At 44.6% G+C, this 18,172-nt stretch carries 13 protein-coding genes and 1 other RNA gene; 8 read left to right on the plus strand and 6 right to left on the minus strand.

Going from position 1 to position 18,172, the window contains the following annotated elements; all coding sequences use genetic code 11:
* Window positions 1-11 precede the first annotated feature (11 nt).
* Together V7Q13_RS03565 and V7Q13_RS03570 are read left to right on the plus strand one after the other, a co-directional pair.
* Window positions 12-761 (plus strand): glycosyltransferase family 2 protein, encoded by a 750-nt coding sequence (locus V7Q13_RS03565; RefSeq protein WP_333799303.1) that lies wholly within the window; start codon window positions 12-14, stop codon window positions 759-761.
* Between the two features lie 17 nt (window positions 762-778).
* Complete coding sequence (locus tag V7Q13_RS03570; RefSeq protein WP_333799304.1) at window positions 779-1,585, plus strand: FkbM family methyltransferase; 807 nt, start codon at window positions 779-781, stop codon at window positions 1,583-1,585.
* Here V7Q13_RS03570 and V7Q13_RS03575 read toward each other — a convergent pair.
* Entirely contained in the window at window positions 1,582-2,367 is a 786-nt protein-coding gene (locus V7Q13_RS03575) for a glycosyltransferase family 25 protein (protein WP_333799305.1), read from the minus strand. The genes V7Q13_RS03570 and V7Q13_RS03575 overlap by 4 nt on opposite strands.
* 150 nt (window positions 2,368-2,517) lie before the next feature.
* Here V7Q13_RS03575 and ffs point away from each other — a divergent pair.
* Window positions 2,518-2,617: signal recognition particle sRNA small type (ffs, locus tag V7Q13_RS03580), an RNA gene on the plus strand.
* 124 nt (window positions 2,618-2,741) lie between these two features.
* Window positions 2,742-3,398, plus strand: a complete 657-nt coding sequence (fsa, locus tag V7Q13_RS03585) for a fructose-6-phosphate aldolase (RefSeq protein ID WP_333799306.1) — start codon at window positions 2,742-2,744, stop codon at window positions 3,396-3,398.
* 51 nt (window positions 3,399-3,449) lie between these two features.
* Here the strand turns inward: fsa and V7Q13_RS03590 are convergent, their stop codons facing one another.
* Complete coding sequence (locus V7Q13_RS03590) at window positions 3,450-4,745, minus strand: type IX secretion system plug protein (protein WP_333799307.1); 1,296 nt, start codon at window positions 4,743-4,745, stop codon at window positions 3,450-3,452.
* Between the two features lie 95 nt (window positions 4,746-4,840).
* On the opposite strand from V7Q13_RS03590, the gene V7Q13_RS03595 reads away from it, so the two are divergent.
* Window positions 4,841-6,070 (plus strand): ABC transporter permease, encoded by a 1,230-nt coding sequence (locus tag V7Q13_RS03595; protein ID WP_333799308.1) that lies wholly within the window; start codon window positions 4,841-4,843, stop codon window positions 6,068-6,070.
* Here the strand turns inward: V7Q13_RS03595 and V7Q13_RS03600 are convergent.
* Window positions 6,063-6,809 (minus strand): TrmH family RNA methyltransferase, encoded by a 747-nt coding sequence (locus tag V7Q13_RS03600; protein WP_333799309.1) that lies wholly within the window; start codon window positions 6,807-6,809, stop codon window positions 6,063-6,065. The genes V7Q13_RS03595 and V7Q13_RS03600 overlap by 8 nt on opposite strands.
* 10 nt (window positions 6,810-6,819) lie before the next feature.
* On the opposite strand from V7Q13_RS03600, the gene V7Q13_RS03605 reads away from it, so the two are divergent.
* Both V7Q13_RS03605 and V7Q13_RS03610 read left to right on the plus strand, forming a co-directional pair.
* Complete coding sequence (locus V7Q13_RS03605) at window positions 6,820-9,234, plus strand: BamA/TamA family outer membrane protein (protein WP_333799310.1); 2,415 nt, start codon at window positions 6,820-6,822, stop codon at window positions 9,232-9,234.
* Window positions 9,235-9,512: 278 nt separating this feature from the next.
* Complete coding sequence (locus V7Q13_RS03610) at window positions 9,513-12,662, plus strand: carboxypeptidase-like regulatory domain-containing protein (protein ID WP_333799311.1); 3,150 nt, start codon at window positions 9,513-9,515, stop codon at window positions 12,660-12,662.
* A gap of 52 nt (window positions 12,663-12,714) precedes the next feature.
* Here the strand turns inward: V7Q13_RS03610 and truB are convergent, their stop codons facing one another.
* The 3 genes from truB to V7Q13_RS03625 form a co-directional block, all read right to left on the minus strand.
* Window positions 12,715-13,437 carry a tRNA pseudouridine(55) synthase TruB gene (gene truB, locus V7Q13_RS03615; protein ID WP_333799312.1) on the minus strand — a complete coding sequence of 241 codons (723 nt, stop codon included), beginning with the start codon at window positions 13,435-13,437 and terminating at the stop codon, window positions 12,715-12,717.
* Between the two features lie 35 nt (window positions 13,438-13,472).
* Window positions 13,473-14,642 (minus strand): DUF58 domain-containing protein, encoded by a 1,170-nt coding sequence (locus V7Q13_RS03620; protein WP_333799313.1) that lies wholly within the window; start codon window positions 14,640-14,642, stop codon window positions 13,473-13,475.
* 197 nt (window positions 14,643-14,839) lie between these two features.
* On the minus strand, window positions 14,840-16,060 hold the full coding sequence (locus tag V7Q13_RS03625; protein WP_333799314.1) for a hypothetical protein: 1,221 nt from the start codon (window positions 16,058-16,060) through the stop codon (window positions 14,840-14,842).
* 128 nt (window positions 16,061-16,188) lie between these two features.
* Between V7Q13_RS03625 and thrS the strand changes: the two genes are divergently transcribed.
* Entirely contained in the window at window positions 16,189-18,120 is a 1,932-nt protein-coding gene (thrS, locus tag V7Q13_RS03630) for a threonine--tRNA ligase (RefSeq protein ID WP_333799315.1), read from the plus strand.
* Window positions 18,121-18,172 lie beyond the last annotated feature (52 nt).

Here is an 18,172-nt window from a genome sequence, read left to right on the forward strand (position 1 = left end):
TTCATTGGCACATGTCTATTGCTGCAGTTATCATAGCCTACAACGAAGCCGATAAAATAGCCCGCTGCCTGCATTCGGTAAAAGCCGTGGCCGATGAAATCATCGTGGTGGATTCCGGTTCTACAGATGATACTGTGGCTATTAGTGAAGCGATAGGAGCAAGGGTAATTCATCAGCCATTTTTAGGATACATCGAACAAAAGAATTTTGCAGCCAGCCTTGCCAATGCTGATTACATTTTAAGTTTGGATGCTGATGAAGCCCTGAGTGACCCCCTGCAACAATGGTTGCAACAAGCCAAAGAAAAAGGCTTATCAAAAGATGCTTACATCTTTAACCGGTTGAACAATTACTGTGGTCAATGGATTAAACACGGCGATTATTATCCCGATAAAAAACTACGACTGTGGCGAAAAGAAATGGGGCATTGGGGAGGAGAAAATCCGCATGACAAAGTGGTGACCGTTGCCAACGCTACCCTTGATAAGGTGCCGCTGGATATTTTGCACTGGTCGTTTGCCACTGCAGAAGAACACCGCCGCCAAATGATTCGCTTTAGTGACATAGCCGCACAAGCCATGTATATAAGAGGCAAACGGGTCAGCAGCATGAAACCTTGGTTAAGTGCGGGTTGGTCTTTCTTAAATGGCTTTTTCTTTCGGGCCGGATTTTTAGATGGTACAGCCGGCTGGCGGATTGCCTGTATGAACGCATACTACTCTTACCATAAATATGCTCAGTTACGGGCGTTGTACAAATAACTTTCCAATTTTTTATTATGAGCATTAACAGCCGACAGAAATATAAAGAACTGATAAAGCAGGTGAGGAACTGGCCCCGCTACTTTACGTTTAAGTTTTTGGGTAAAGGCAAAGAAGCCGTTTTTACCCTTAAAAAAAGCGGTGCCAACATTGTAGTGCCTTACTCTATGTTGCGGGTATTTAAAGAAGTGTTTATGCAGGATGGCTATCATCATGATTTTGTAGCCAAACACTTGAAACCTGCAACCACCGTGCTGGATATTGGCGCCAATATTGGTATGTTTAGTGCATGGGTGGCCAATCATTTTCCTGAAAGAACCATTATCGCTTTTGAACCTTTAGCAGGCAATATTGCCATTCTGCAAAAAAACCTGCTGCCGCCACAAAGTAGCTTGAAGCAAGTTTCGGTAGTGGATAAAGTAGTGACCGGTAAACAGGTGCCAAGTGTCACGTTTTATTTCAATAAAGACAAATCAGAATCAGACTCTGCTTCGGTGATTGCAGGATTTTATGACAATCATGATGGCATTGAAATACCTGCTATTTCATTAACAGAAATTATTGATAACTGTGCTACACAAATTGGATTACTAAAAATGGATTGCGAGGGTAGCGAATACGACATTTTGTACAACAGCCCCGCCCGTATTTTCAGCAGGGTAGATACTATGATTATTGAAACACATGACATTGATGATGACCGAAACAACTTACAGGGCGTATGCGATTTTATTGAGTCGATAGGTTTTTCCTATACAACAGAGCACGTAGACAAAGGACTCAATCTGGTGTGGGCCATCAACAACACTGTATTTCCCGGTTAGTCTTTAATCATTGATACATATTCATCGGGCCGCACTTCAAATTCTTGTTTGAAAATAATGGGCTTGGCTATGTATCCTTTAATCCATCCATTGGCTATACCATAGGCCATGGCGGTATCGGCATTGAATACAACAGGGTTTTGAATTTCCAGCATTTTTTTTGCCCCCGATTTAGTAATGCCATAAGCATGGCTTAAATCGTGGCTACCGGCTTTATGCAAAAAATTGGTGTGTGGTTTTGCATGTAAGTTTCTGATCATGGTATGATTCCACTTGAGCAAACCAAGTGCTGCGGTAATGTGATACAACCCCTGTTTGAAACGGCTGGCCATGTTCCATTTTTCATGGCGGTCATAGCCCCAGTATAAAATCTCCCAATTATCGGGTAGTGTTTTCAGCACATCATGAATATGATGAATCAGATGCACCATCGGCACCACATCGTCTTCCAGTATCAATACTTTTTCAAATCCACGTTGCAGCATATCCATGTACACCATACAGTGGCTATAGGAGCAGGCTATGTGTCCAATGGTCATCGGATTGCCGTACCGGTTCAATCGCCGGGATTTTGAATCGTTGTACAACTGTTGCAGTCTTATATCATCTTGCTGCAGCAGGGTTTTATCCATGCCATAAAAAAAATCATATTCAAGGCCCTGCAACAAGGTGGCCAGTTTCGCCCTACGGCTGTCGGCTTTTTCGATGGTGATAACATACACATGATCGAAAAAATCATTCAGGGCTTTGAAGGCAGTTTTTTTGGCATCGGAACTGTTCATATTGCAACATGGTATTGTACCATACAAACAAAAATAGGTGGGTACAATACACGCACCAATTACCAGATGCATGAATTATTACGATAAACGATGGCTTTTTTTATCGAAAAATCCTGGGATTTATTTGTACGCTTTCCCCTACATTTGCAGCGGCAGGTCATACACGACCAGCTCCTGCTGAACTCCCCCAGGACCGGAAGGTAGCAAGGGTAGGCGGTTGTAGCGGTGCGATGTATTCAGCCTGCCACTTTTTTTTCTTTCACCCCCATATTTGGGGGTGTGTCATTTCTGGCAAGTTCCGTTTATTTGCAATCGATTACATTGTCGTTTATTTCTATCTTACTGTAAGAGCAACATCATAAAAACCATTTATCATGAAATTTTTTATTGATACCGCAAACCTGGCTCAAATTAAAGAAGCCAATGATTTGGGTATTCTCGACGGCGTTACTACCAACCCTTCACTAATGGCACAGGTTGGCGTAAAAGGTAATGAAGCCATCATGAACCATTACAAAGCCATTTGCGAAATTGTAGATGGAGACGTAAGTGCTGAAGTTTTTTCTACCGATTTTGAAGGCATGATTGCCGAAGGCCAAAAGCTGGCTGCTATCCATCCAAATATTGTAGTAAAAGTGCCCATGACCAAAGACGGAGTAAAAGCTATCAAGTGGTTTTCTGACAACAATATTAAAACCAACTGTACGCTGATTTTTTCTGCAGGGCAGGCTATTTTGGCAGCCAAAGCAGGCGCCAATTATGTGTCGCCGTTTATTGGTCGTATTGATGATAGCAGCTGGGACGGTATGCAGTTGATTGCACAAATAGCGAATATCTACGCCATTCAGGGATTCAAAACAGAAATTCTGGCGGCATCTATCCGCAATGCGTTGCACATTGTAAAAGCTGCAGAAGCTGGCGCCGATGTGTGTACCTGTCCGCTGGATTCAATCCTCGGGTTGCTCAAGCATCCGCTTACCGATATTGGCCTCGCCAAGTTTATTGAAGACGCCAAGAAAACTGAAGCGTAACGCAATACATTTCCAATAAAAAACTCCGGTACAATTGCCGGAGTTTTTTATTTAGTTACCTGTCATAAATACCCTTGAGTTCAGTTCTGATATACCTACCAGTTCATCGGTACGGCTGCCAAACGGCGTATAATACACCAGCACCCGGTAGTCATTTTCTGTTTCCCAAATGCTGCCCTCGGTGGGCTTCATAGAAGGCAATGCGGAAGGATTTTTTTTCGGCACCGTTACATAGCAATAGTTGTAATACCCGTTTTTCAGCAAAATGGAAGTTTCATACGCCTGCAGGTTGTCATTCCATTTCATGCGGGTTTGTTCGTTTAGTTGGTACTGTGTCATTTCGCCAAATAAATACACGTTGTACTCATTTGGTATTTCTCCATTTTGGGGCAAAAAAGTGAAGTGCACTTTGCCAATGTCGCCCTGCCACCAAGGGTTAATATTTTCGATATGGCTCACCGCATACCGACCGTTGATATCGGCGTAAAAAGCATAGCGAATAGGGCTTCGTATGGTATCGGGGCGAATGCGAACATCAAAGGGTTGCACGTTATAATTCACCGAAGCCACCCGGTCGCTTTGCAATCGAAAACTGCGTAAATCGAGCCAGCGCCATTCTTTACCGGCTTCAAACACCAGTTGTTGTTCATCGCTATACTCAAAAGTTCGGCCACGGATAAATGTGGGATTTGATAACATACGGGCATTGTCCCAACGGTTGTTTTGCATCACCATCACCTTGAGCTCCTTGGCTGGGTTCATGATATCCTGATTGCCCAAGTTGAGGTTGATGAGAATTTTCTGATGAGTTAAAAAATACTCCGGTGCAAAAGGTTGTTGCATTCTTGCCGATACGGTGGCCTTTTGATTGACTACCAGAAATCGTTTAGAAAAAAGGAGTTTAGCAGTATCACCACCTTCGTACACTTTCAACAGGTAATTGCCCGCTCTGGATGGCATACTGTTGGCAGCAGGCAAAGTGGCACCGTAGTGAACATATTTCGATTGCGTGGCCGACGAAAATCGAAATTGATTCAACCTTGTTTGTGTAAATCCTTTAATGTAATCCATGTTGCTCACATTGGCCATCGTCCAGTCAGCATTGCAAAGCACATAGGTATAAAAATAGCTGCGGCTGCTGTTGTTGATGTCGTCAAAATGCAGCTCCATACCCTCAGTTTCGCCAAGGCGCAAAATAGGATAGAGGAGCTGATCGGTTTTCTTGTACAGCTTTATACCGGTTACATTGGGCGACCGCACTTCTTCCACCAATGGCTGCGCCTGAATGCTACATTGCATACAAACTGCAGCACCGGCCAGTAAACATTTCACAACACTTGCTTTCATAAGTATCAAAGTAAATCGTTTTTCTATATAGCTACTGAAACCAAGAGACATTTAAACAACTCAAAAACGTTTTCTTTACGTCTTTATTTATTCTGTTGAAAACAAGCCGATACATAGCACAACGGTTGGCCAGCCAGCAGCCATCTTCTTTTTCCGGATTTATTGTACGGTTGGCCACAGCTGCTACTGCGGTAAGTGTGGCCACCATGATTATCACTATTAGTTTAATCAATGGATTTCAATACGAGGTGGCCAATAAGGTATATAGTTTTTGGGGTCATATAAGGGTGCAGGCTTTACAACCATACCGTACCATGGTGGCCGAAGAAACGCCCATTGCGGCGAGTGACAGCCTCGAAAAAATAATAGCTGCTCAACCCGGCGTGGTGCATGTGCAGGCATTTGCAGCCCGTTCGGTAGTGCTGCGTAGTACCGGCCAGTTTGATGGCGTACTCATGAAAGGCATAGACAGGCGCCTGGCCACCAGCGACTTTAGCAGGTTTATCACTCAAGGCAGTATGCTTCAATTTCCGGATAGTGGGTATAGCAGCCAGCTGATTATCAGCGAGGCCATGGCCCGTACCCTGGAGGTAAAAGTGGGAGATACCGTGAGCACTATTTTTTTAAGAAATGGCGATGACATCCGCAGCCGCAAACAAATTATTTGCGGATTGTACAGCACCGGCATCGAAGAATACGATCAGCAATTTGTGCTGGCCGATGTACGCTTTTTACAACGCCTCAACTTGTGGGCACCCAACCAGATAGGCGGTTATGAAGTATGGCTGCAAGATCCGGCCAATGCGCCACTTATTGAAAAGCCATTTACTCAAGCCATGCCGCAAGGCATTATGGCTTCGCCGGTGGCCGATATCTACCCAAATATTTTCGATTGGCTGGGTATACAAAATCAAACCAAGAAAATAGTGATTGGCATAATGCTGGCGGTAGCCATCATCAACCTCATTACCTGCCTGCTGATACTGGTAATGGAACGTACCAAAATGGTAGCCTTACTAGCTGCCATGGGTATGCCGCTACAGGAGCAACGCATTATTTTCTGGCACTACGCAGCCCGCATTGCTGGCAAAGGCATTGCCATAGGACTATTGCTCTCATTGAGTTTGCTGCTGTTGCAGCAATACACGGGGCTCATAAAAATGGATGAGAAAACTTACTATGTAAGTACTGTGCCAGTACGGATAATTTGGTGGCAGGTGCTGGCAGTGGTGGTGGGCACTTTTGTTATTTGCCTGGCAGCATTGCGATTGCCTTTGGGCTATTTGCAACGCATCAGCATCATCAAAGCGTTGCGGTTTAATTAGCATTTTGCAACAGGTGCGAAAGTAGGATGCCTGTAGCCACGCCTGCATTCAAACTTTCGGCCGAACCTAACTTCGGAATGCTAACGGTTTCAGTAGCAAAAGCGGCAATGCTTTCACTTACCCCGTTGCCTTCATTGCCAATTACCAATACACCAGGTGTGGGCTGCTGCAAATGCCATACGTTACTACCATGCATATCAGCAATGTAACAGGCAGGCCGTTGTTCTTTCAACCATTTTTCACAAGTGCCGTAATGCACTTGTACCCGCAGAAAACTTCCCATACTTGCTTGCACCACTTTCGGGTTGAAAACATCTGCTGTATGCGCTGTTGCAAATATGTGTTCAATGCCAAACCAATCGGCTATGCGGATGATTGTACCCAGATTGCCAGGGTCTTGAATATCATCAAGCAATAAACTCCAATCGTTAGTTGGAAAAAGGGCAGTTGGGGTGACGGGTATTGAAACAACAGCCAGGCAAGATTGTGGTGTTTGTAAAAAGCTGATCCGTTCCAGTTCGGCCTGCGATACCACAACGGTTTTAGGCGGCAGCAATAGTTTTTGGGGAATAGATTGCAAAAATTCATCCGTGCCATACAAAGCCTGCACCGTCCAGCGTTGATGTGCCAGTAACTCCAAAACAGTTTTGTGACCTTCCACTACAAAAGCACCGGCATCAAGCCTTTGTTTTTTGGCCTTTAAACTTTGGATATATTTGACTTCATTTTTACTTAGCATACAGCCATTCATGCGTTTACTTCACCCCGGCGAACTTACAGTATTGCAACGTTTCAGCCGTTTTTTCCTGCCAGCCTTTTGTTTGCTATGGCTTAGCGGCTGTGTGGCGGTAAAAGATGCGCCGGTGGGCAAACCTTATGTGGTGAGCAATGAGGTAAAACTAAATGCCCCCGATTTAAACAAAGAGCAAAAAACAGTACTGGAAGAGCGGTTGCTCACATTTGTAGCAGACAGCTTAGCGGTGCCAAGCCGCCTGGTGCTTGGCTTTACCCAAATTTTAAAACCACCTGTTTTTGATTCGACAACGCTTTCAACAAGCCGGATTTTTATGAATGGCTTTCTGAACAGCGAAGGATATTATGGCGCTTCTTTCGATACGGTGATTGTAAAATTTGATACTGTAAAAAGAGCCAACAAATTTTTTCAGTTACAAAAAGAAAGAAGGGTAGAAGTAAAAACTGAATTCCGGTTGAAGCTGGGCAAGCCCATTCGCATAGATACCATATGGTACGCCTTTAGCGATAGCTCTACGCTGCGCAACGATACACTGATGCAATTGAAAGCTGAAGAAACTCGTGGAAAAGCGGTATTAAAAAAAGGGGATCTCTACAGCAAACAAAACATAGCTGCTGAACTCGACAGGCTCACGGCCATGTACCGCCAGCAAGGTTTTTTCAGAATGAGCCGTGCCGGCTTATTGGCCGAAGTGGATACCACCGATCCATCGCTTGTAAACTTCGACCTCGACCCGATTGAGCAACAAATTCAAGCACAAAAAAGAAGGGAAAATCCTACGGCCAAAGTAAGAATACTCAAACGCCCCGGAGCCAATCCCGACTTTTTTAAGCAGTACCAAATTGACAGTGTATTTATTTATCCTGAAACAAATATCAGCGACAACCCCGATAGCCTCATCAGCATGGGAAAGTTCAATGAGTTGAGTAATGGGTCGGGGGTGCAGATACGTGAAAACAAGCACAACTATCAGGAGAAAATGCTGCGACGTTCCAACTATTTACTACCGGGTCAACTCTACAATGAAACAAGATATTTCCGCACAGTAAACAGCTTTTCGCAAATGGGTCCGTGGCAACAGTTGGATGTACGGACTTTTACCTACGATACCGATTCTGTAGCCAAAGTTAATTTTCATTTCTTTTTGTATCCCGCCAAAAGGCAAAGTGTTCAGGTTGACCTCGAAGGAAGTCAAAACAACAATATTTCTGCCAGCAACGTATTGGCAGGTCGTTTTTTTGCAGTGGCATTAGGTGCAACTTACCGCAGCCGTAATGTATGGAAGAAAGGCACCCAATCTACCCTGCAGGGCAGGGCCGGTTTGGAAATAAACAACAATGCCTCTTCGGGCTCCGGCGATATTTTTCAATCCTTTATTTTCAATGTAAATCAAACCTTTTCGTTACCACGGTTGCTGTGGCCCTTCCGGGTGTTGGATAATAGGCAGCTTGATAGCAGAAGAACTTTCATACAAGGCGGGCTAACCCTTACAGACAGGTTCCGGTTTTTTAAGCAATCGAGCTTTACCGCAGGCTTGGGCTGGGAGCTACGTAAAGGAAAAAACACATTCAGTTTTTCCTTTCCCAGTATAGAAATTGTTGATACAGTGTCTACTGATAGCCTCAACAAAATCATTTTCGACAACCCTTCGTTGGCTTACTCATTTACACCCGGCAATGTACTCAGCACAAGGGCCAGCTTCGAAAGAACATTGGCATACAACAATACAAAGCATGGCGGTAATGTGCGGATTTCCGGCGAACTGACTGTTCCCGTCATCGACTCAATGTTTAAAAGAGCATTCTTCAAATTTTTTAAAGTAGAAGCGCAGGTGTTGCACCGCATTCAACTACCAAAGTCATCGTTGCATTTTCGTTTCTTCGGTGGTGTTGGGTGGGACCTTTCCGATCAGCGAAACGCAAACCTGCCATTCTTCAGGCAGTTTGTAACGGGCGGTAGCAACAGTATGCGGGCCTGGAGCATACGGCAGTTAGGTTTAGGCAATAGCCTGGCAAGCGATACGGCCCGCTTTACCGACCGCTTTGGCGATATACAATTAGAGTTCAATATCGAACATCGTAAAAGATTGATGCGCCTATTCGGTTACTCATTAGAAGGTGCCGTTTTTGCTGATATTGGCAACATTTGGAACCATACTCCGGCCAGTGATGGGTTTGGGGCATTTAGTTTAAAAAATCTTTATAGAGATCTGGCAGTAGCGTTAGGTTATGGTATTCGCTGGGACCTCAGTTTTTTGGTAGTACGTTTTGATGCAGGTTTTAAAGTAAAAGATCCAGTACGAGAAGGCGCTGGCTGGCTCAAAACCTTTGAGTGGAAAAGTACCAACCGCCTCGGTGTAAACAACCGCAGTAACCTGGCCGTACAGTTTGGCATTGGTTATCCGTTCTAAAATTTCATGGTTACATTTTACCAGTAAACCAACATATGCTTTGGTAAAGCTGCATGTTGCTTATCTTTTAGCTATGGTAAAGCTTACAATGCTTTTCAAAAAAAGGATTCTACATCTTCTCCAAAATTTCCTAACTTTCTTTTTATACGCTGCCCTACTGCTGTGTGATGGCTAAGTGAATTTTGCTGCTTGCTTTATTGCCACACACTACTTCTTTTCAAAACGCTGCTCTCTTTTACTGCCCGGATACCCATTTATTCAACCCCAACATGTTTTGCATGAAAAAATGTATTCTGCACTTTTCAGTTACAGCTTTGTGCGTAATGGCTACTGCTGTGGCACAACAAACCAATCAACAACGCATAACAGGTAGTAACGGTATTGCATCTGTGTTAGATGATGCCTGGTCATTTGCTTTATACTCCGGCTTGTCAATGGGTACAAGCAGCAAAGAAGCTGCTTTATTTCGGGGCAATGGCTTGCAGGCAGGGCTACAGGGCCAGTATTTTATGGGGCCAATAGGTTTGGGAATAAATGCCGGCTTTTTGCATGCTCCACTTAACAATGCATCTATACAGCAATTTATGTTGGATAGAAAATTTCCGCAAGGCAGCACGTTTAGTAGCAGCCCTGCCCAGAATGCTTTTTTACTTGCAGGCCCATCGTTCAGGGTAGGTGAGCGGGTGCAAATTATTGCCGGCATCAAGGGTGGGCTATTCATTAATCAGAGTGGCAATCTGGATGTTGGCCAACAGGGAGCTATCCGACCATTGTATAGGGTAGATGCAGGTAACAAAACGCTATTTCCTGGTTTCAATGGCAGTTTATCTTTTGCCTATCCGCTTGGCCACGGAAGTGCCATTCAGTTGAATGCCGATTTTCTACGTTCATCTTCTGCAGTGCTGGTATTTGATCCGCAGCAAGGCGTAGACATTGCTACTGAGCAGAAGCGAAAAATGGAAGTAATAACCACCGGCATTTCGTTTGTAAAAACTTTTGGTGCACAACGAGATGTACACTCGGCATTGTACACTGGCAATGGCCAATCAAGTGGCAAAAGAATAAAAGATGCAGGTAGCGGGCAACCCACCGGTATGCGTCAGAAAAAGCCTGTAAGGAATACCGACCCAGATGCTGATGATGATGGCATTAGTATTATACTCCCTGAAAGTATGCGCAAACCAGTTGCCATTAAAACGAAAGCAACAGGTGCCGAACCTGTAAGGATTGCGCCTGAAACATGTGGCCCGGTTACCACAAAAATTACACAGCCCGATGGACATGTGGAAGAACATACTTTTGCCTGCCCCGAAGATGCAGCCAACTTCATGAGCAGAGTGGTCAGCGATATGCCCCAACGAATTTCAACCAATTTTACTGTCCCAAAAAACAGAACAGCCGCAAACAATTCAACAGTTTACAACAACGGAGTTCAGCCAATAGGGTCTAACCGTATTATTTCAGGAAAAGTAATTCGGAACATAGCCCAAAATGCAGCGGGTGTGGTAACCAATGCTCAAGCAGGTAGTGGTGCTTCAAGTGCGGCCTATGCAGCTACAGGAAGAAATACAACTCCTCCACCAACCATAAACGGAGTACAGGTAAAATTATATGCAAGAGAACCGGGCTCTGGTATGGCATCTGGCAAGCGAAGCCGCGAAGCAGGCAGTGGATTGCCAACAGGCAAGCGACAATACCTGCCCGTGTATGCAGATGGCTATACACAAGAAGATGTTTGCAATCCCTGCCTTGCCGTAGTTAAAAATCCGATTTACGAAGAGAAGGGCAAAAGTGGACAAAATCCAATGTTTGAATCAAGAAAAGCCGGCGGAGGAATTGATAATGATTGTGATGGAAAAGCAGAAGGTTTGAAGGTGGAATTAACTGATTTATTAACGGGTGTTGTTATAGCAACCACAACTACCAATGCGTGTGGTGAATACTGGTTTGCCAATGTACCACAGGGTGATTATGCAATTTTGTTGCGAGCCAGTTTTGTGGGTAGAAAAGGTTATCATTATTATATGGCCAAATCAGATATGTCTGTTGCAGGTGAAGTACTTGCGCCTAATGAAACTTGGCAACATCTGGTGCAACAACAGCGTACAGGTTCGGGAAAAGCCAGTATGCAAGACATACATTTTGTAGTAGCAGATAATGATGGTGATGGGCTGGTTGATTTCACTCAAGGTTATGGCACATTTGCCGATGGAAGCAGCAGGCAATTGACTACCACTGCAGCACGTGGCACAGGTGCTGGTAAAGCCAGTATGAGTGATTTACATTTTGCCATTCCGGCATCCTCAGCAAAAGCTGATAAAGTATATATAAGTGATTTGCATATTTCAAAAAAAGCAGGGGCTGACAGGTTTACCGTTACTGCAGGCTTTACTAATGGCAGTAGGCAGGATATTAGTGAACTTACTGACATTCTGGAAAGAAACGGAGTGATGCAAATTTCACTTCAAACAGCCGATACAGATGGCGATGGTGCCGCTGATTTAATATGGAGCCCACGAAGCAATATTTGTGTAAATGCATCTTCCGCCAACGTGAATAAAAATGTTATTTCTGCCACTGTTTTTACAAATTCAACAGTGCAAAAAAACTACCTGCCCATATACACGGCAGATACAGATGGCGACGGTATTCAGGAAATAGTGATTGGCAATGAACTTGCCAGCTTAGGCGGTGCGCTTCCTGGTGGTGCCGTTATTAGTGCCGCTCTACGCCCCGGCAATCCCATTGGTGGACTTAACATCAAGGGAGGAAAGAATCCCGGCGGTTTTATAGAAAGCAGACAAACCAATGATTTAGGAGAATTTGAATTTACCGGACTATCTGCAGGCGATTACACATTTACTATTGAAACCAACTATGTGTTGAATGACCGCGTAGAGATTTTATGGAATGACTTGGAAGATGACAGCTTACTGCAACGAAAAAAAATCACTCAATTGCAAGCTTCTCAAAACAGCCAGTCGCTTAGAACAAACAATGCCAATATCAATACGCCATCTACAAAAGCGCAGGATCATAATTCAACCCGTTCTAATAAAACAGCAAGCATTGCTGTACCCAATACAGGTGGTGGAAATTACACAGTAGCGAAGCGTCAACTAACGGAAATGATGGCAATCGTTTTGGATGCAGAAAGTAAACTAAAAGCAGAAAATGTCGTTTCAGTTGCAACCGTTGGTGCATGCAAAAGTGCTGTTGCCGATCTGCAAATTGCTATCAGTGAGGTACAGCAAACATTGGCCAAAGAAGATGTTGCAAACATTGCTTCAATGCAATCTTTGCTGCAAATAAAACTGCTGGCAACAACTGCTGCCTTGCAAAATGCAGGTGGAGATTATGCAGCTATATCCAATGTGCTCAAAACAAAACACGAAACGGCAAAAAACGCTATTGTAAACGTCCGCTGATAAAAAATTCTTATTCAATAGCAATTAGAAATGAACACTTTCAATGAAAAGCTCATTTTGCTTTCGGTGGTATACTGTCTTTGTCGAACCTTGCTTCTATGTCGGTTACCTGTAGTGCCTGGTCGATGCCAAACTCGCCAATGCGGGTACGGCACAAAGAGGACAAATAACCACCACAACCCAAGGCGGCACCCAAATCATTGGCCAGGCTGCGGATATAAGTTCCGGTAGAACAAACCACCCTAAAACTAAGCACGGGCGGTTGCCAGCTGGTGAGCTCAAATACATTAACCGTTACTGTTCTTGGTTCCAGTTTTACTTCTTTTCCTTGCCGGGCAAGTTCGTACACCCGCTTGCCATCTATTTTAATGGCTGAGTGAGCAGGCGGTATTTGTCGAATCACTCCGGTAAATGTATTGGCAGCAATTTGTGCCGTTTCAATGCTAATATGGCTGATATCACCCACAGGTATTGGTGTACTTTCCAAATCATATGTAGGAGTACTGGCACCAAGGGTAATGGTTCCGGTGTATTCCTTTTCCATACCCATGTACTCATTAATCTTTTTGGTAAACTTTCCGGTGCAAACGATGAGCACACCAGTAGCCAGTGGGTCTAGTGTACCGGCATGGCCAATTTTCTTAATCTTGAAAATTTTACGGAGTTTACCAATTACGTCAAACGATGTCCATTCGAAAGGTTTGTCTACCACAAAAACCTGGCCATCCAGTACCTGCTGTTGTGTAATTAATGAAGGAGAAACGGAATCATTCATGGGGCGCAAATGTACAGGAATACCCAGTGCTGTCTTTAAATGGCTTGCCTTGTTTTAAGCTCCACATATTTGTTTACAGTTTGCACAGTAAGCTGCTCTGGTGGTGTAAGTAGCGCCATTATGCCATGATGCATCAGTTCTTTCACCATCATTTTTTTCTCGAACACAAACTTGCCGGCAATGGTATGGTTGTACACTTCTTCCAGCGTATTGGCCGGGTTTTGGGCCAGCGCTGCCAGCTCAGTATTTTCAAAAAATACCACCAATAGTAAGTGGTGGCGGGCCATTTGCCGCAGGTAAGGCAGTTGGCGCCGCATTCCCGAGGTAGACTCGAAATTGGTAAATAAAATGAGCAGGCTTCTTTGTTTAATGCGGCTTCTTACTTGTAAATACAGTTTTTCATAATCGCTTTCGTAAAACTCTGTATTGATTCTGTACAAAGCTTCCTGCAATAATTTGAGTTGTCCGGCTTTGCGATCGGCCACCACAAATTCGCCACCCTTGTGAGAGAAGGTGATGAGGCCTGCACGGTCTTGCCGGGTAAGAGCCACATTGCTCAGCACCAAACTACTGTTGATGGCATAATCCATCAGCGACAAACCATCAAAAGGCATTTTCATCAGTCGGCCTTTATCTATTACACAGTATACCTGTTGGCTTCGTTCGTCTACAAAACTGTTGATCATCAAACTGGCTTGTCGGGCAGTTGCTTTCCAGTTCATTGCTCTGATATCATCACCACTCACATATTCTTTAATGTGATCAAACTCAAGGCTATGGCCAATTTTACGCATTTGCTTGGCACCTTGCTCTTTGGTTTGCACGGTTTGTGCCAAAAGCTGGTATTGTCTTAGTTGTAAAAAGGAGGGATACACTTTTACCACAGTGGGCTGGCTGCCCAACCTACGGCGCTGTACCAACCGTAATGGCGATGATAACAAGCATACTGTATGTCCAAAATGATAATCGCCCCGCAGCACAGGTCTGAGCAGGTACTGCAGCGAATGCTTTTTGTTGCGGCTATAATGCTGCGTTTTTTTATTGCCTCTTTCCTGAAATTGTTCTGGCAGCTCTTCAATCAAATCTACCCTGAGTGGAAGCGGGTAAGAATGCCACAGCATGAGGGTTACAGCGTTTTGATCGCTGTTGCTAAAACGGTTGCTGATGATACGGCTGCAGGTAAACTTATGCTTGGGGAAAAACATGTACGCGGTATCAAGCAAAACCAATGCTAAACCAGCTAAAAAAAACCATTGCCCAATGTACAATGGCAAATGAGTGAGCCATAGTAACACAAAACAAACAACAATGCTAAGCCCCAGTAAATAGAAGCGATTGCCGAAATAAAGTTGTAAATAAAACGGAGTCTTTTTCACTAGCAGGTATTACTGCAGCAATGTAATCATTTCAATGCATTGGGGTCGTACCGAAAGCGAACCAAAGCGTTTTTTTGTTCGGTGCTCGACAGGCGAACGGTGAAGCGTTGCGAGCCGGCTTGTACAATCATAAGTGCAGTATTTGGCGGAATGCTGCCCAGGTTTTCTGCCACCATTATTACTTCCTGATCGGGGTCTTCTTCGTTGAGTTGAATACGTACCGTAATAGGTTCGGTACTCAATCCTTTTCGTGACACGAGCAACCGATTATTGTTGTACACACTAATGGTATCGCCATCAATTTCGCCATTATCGTAAAAACTAATTTCCAACACTTTGGCACTGGTAGAAATGGTTTCCACCAGTTCGTTGGTGCGGTTTTTTAAAACGGTAGGAGTGGGTGGTTTTACCGCTATTTTCTTAGGTTCTGTATTAGTAGCCGCAGGTTGTGGTTTTTGCGTGGGCACAGGGGTAGGAGTAGGGGTAGGCTTACTCACCACAGTGCCGGGTTTGGGCTGTGGCGTTGCCGGTTTGGTAGTAGTGGTTTTGGGAGGAGTGGTGGTTGTTTTCTTTGCAGTGGAGGGTGCAGGCGTTACTGGTTTTTTCACAGGACTTTTGGCAGGAGGTGTTGCAGGCTTTTTAACTGTAGCGGTGGTGCCTGTTTTAGGCGCGGTAGTTGTTTTTGGAGCCGGTTTTTTTATTAAAAATTCTCCCTGCCCGGGTTTCACTTGTGGCTTACCACCTGTTTTAGCAGTGGGTGGATTCTTGATAAAATCTTCTTCTTCAAAATAGCTGGTCGTTACTTTTTCTAACCGTACCACACCACTGCCGCAGGGTATGGTATCGTTTTTCATATTTACGCTGGTATACGTGCCTTCCAAAAATTCACGATTTCCTTCTTTTCTGTAAGTGAGATAGCATGTCATGAGACAGCCATCTCCGCCACCGGCAATCTTCAAATCCTCCATGCTGTTTTCTTTGATGGTAAGGTTGGACGACGGGCCCGACCACACACCAATCATAGAAGCTTTGCCATAAAAGCGGGTGTCCTGATAAGAATAGGTAACTCCTTTTACTCCTTTGCCAATATTGTACAGCTGTACTTCGTAGCGGTAAATAGCCGCTTCGCGGTAAATCAAATACTCATACTTGTTGTAAAATGAACCCCTCCAAATGCCGTTTAATTCTTGCGCCTGTATTTGCAAAAAGGTAGAAACTGCCAGCAAAAAGGAAAGGATACGCACCATGGTAAGCACTTGGGTCAGGTGTAAAATCAATTAAAAAATAAAATTAAGCCAACACCCTTATTCACTGCCCGACCGAAAGTAATTGTTTGTTAATTTTGCCGCCCTTTCATATTGGGATTCAAACAAACATGAGCATTCAAATCACTTTTCCGGATGGAGCCGTTCGTCAGTACAACGCTGGTGTTTCCAGTCTGGATATCGCAAAATCCATCTCCGAAGGATTGGCCAGAAACATTCTTGCTGCCAAAGTAAACGGCGAAGTAAGAGATCTGACCCGTCCTATTGAAGCAGATGCCAGCATTCAGTTTTTGAAATGGGATGATAAAGATGGCAAGAGCACGTTTTGGCATTCTTCAGCACACCTGATGGCCGAAGCGGTGGAGAGCCTTTTCCCCGGCGTAAAGTTTTGGGTTGGCCCTCCGGTAGAAAATGGTTTTTACTACGACATTGATCTTGGTGGCCATAAACTCACGGAAGAAGACCTGGGTAAGCTGGAAGCCAAAATGAAAGAACTGGCCAAGCAAAACCTGCAGTTCAGCCGCAAAGAAATTTCGAAGGATGAAGCCGTGGCCTATTTCACCGAAAAAGGCGACGAGTACAAACTCGATCTGCTGCAAGGTTTGGAAGATGGCAGCATTACCTTTTATACACAAGGCAATTTTACCGACCTGTGTCGTGGGCCGCATATTCCGCATACTGGTTTTATCAAAGCCATTAAGCTCACCAATATTGCCGGTGCTTATTGGAAGGGAAATGAGAACAATAAAATGCTGACTCGTGTGTACGGCGTTACATTCCCCAGCCAAAAAGAGCTCGATGATTACATCGCCATGGTAGAAGAGGCCAAAAAACGTGACCACCGCAAACTGGGTAAAGACCTCAGCATTTTTTGCTTTGATGATGACGTAGGACCGGGCCTGCCTTTGTGGATGCCCAACGGTACCATCATTATTGAAGAGCTGGAAAAGCTGGCCAAGGAAACGGAAGAAGCTGCCGGATACCATCGGGTGGTTACGCCACACATTGCTAAAGAAAGCATGTACCTCACCAGTGGTCACTTGCCATATTATGCCGACAGTATGTTTCCACCCATGGAAATGGATGGTGAACGCTACTATCTGAAAGCGATGAACTGCCCGCATCACCACAAAATATATGCGGCAGAGCCTAAGAGCTACCGCGACCTTCCTTACCGCCTGGCCGAGTACGGTACCTGCTACCGCTACGAGCAAAGTGGCGAGTTGTTTGGTTTGATGCGTGTACGCTGCCTGCACATGAACGATGCGCATATTTATTGCACCAAAGACCAGTTCTTTCAGGAGTTTAAGGCTGTAAATGATATGTATTTGAAGTACTTCAAAATTTTTGGAGTAGATAAATACGTGATGCGTTTGAGCCTGCACTCACCCGAAAAACTGGGCCAGAAATATGTAAATGAACCACAGCTGTGGCAGGAAACAGAAGCCATGGTGCGCCAGGTGTTGATAGAAACAGGCACTCCATTTGTAGAAGTACAGGACGAAGCTGCTTTCTACGGTCCCAAGATTGACGTGCAGATCTGGAGTGCTATCGGTCGTGAATTTACGCTGGCCACCAACCAGGTAGATTTTAACAGCGGTCTGAAGTTCAAACTGAGCTACACCAATGCCAACAACGAAGCCGAAGTGCCGTTGATTATTCACCGTGCACCACTGGGTACACATGAACGTTTCATTGGTTTCTTGCTGGAACACTATGCTGGAAAGTTCCCATTGTGGTTGGCACCGGATCAGGTAAAAGTGTTGCCCATCAGCGACAAGTTTTTGCCCTTTGCCCAAGAGGTAACTGCCAAGCTCAAAAAAGCCGGCATCCGTGCCAGCACCGACGACCGCAACGAAAAAATTGGCAAGAAAATTCGGGAAGCAGAATTGCTGAAAGTGCCTTACATGTTTGTAGTAGGAGAAAAAGAAATGAATGAACAATCCGTTTCCGTTCGCAAACAAGGTCAGGGCGACCTAGGCATGAAATCTGTGGAAGAAATCATTAATTTGCTCTCGGCAGAGGCGGAAAACCGTGATTAATCAACAGGTTTGAAAAACAATCTGTTATTTTGACCTGCGGTTTACACCAAAT

It is taken from the genome of Phnomibacter sp. (genome assembly GCF_036803085.1).
Classification (GTDB): domain Bacteria; phylum Bacteroidota; class Bacteroidia; order Chitinophagales; family Chitinophagaceae; genus Phnomibacter.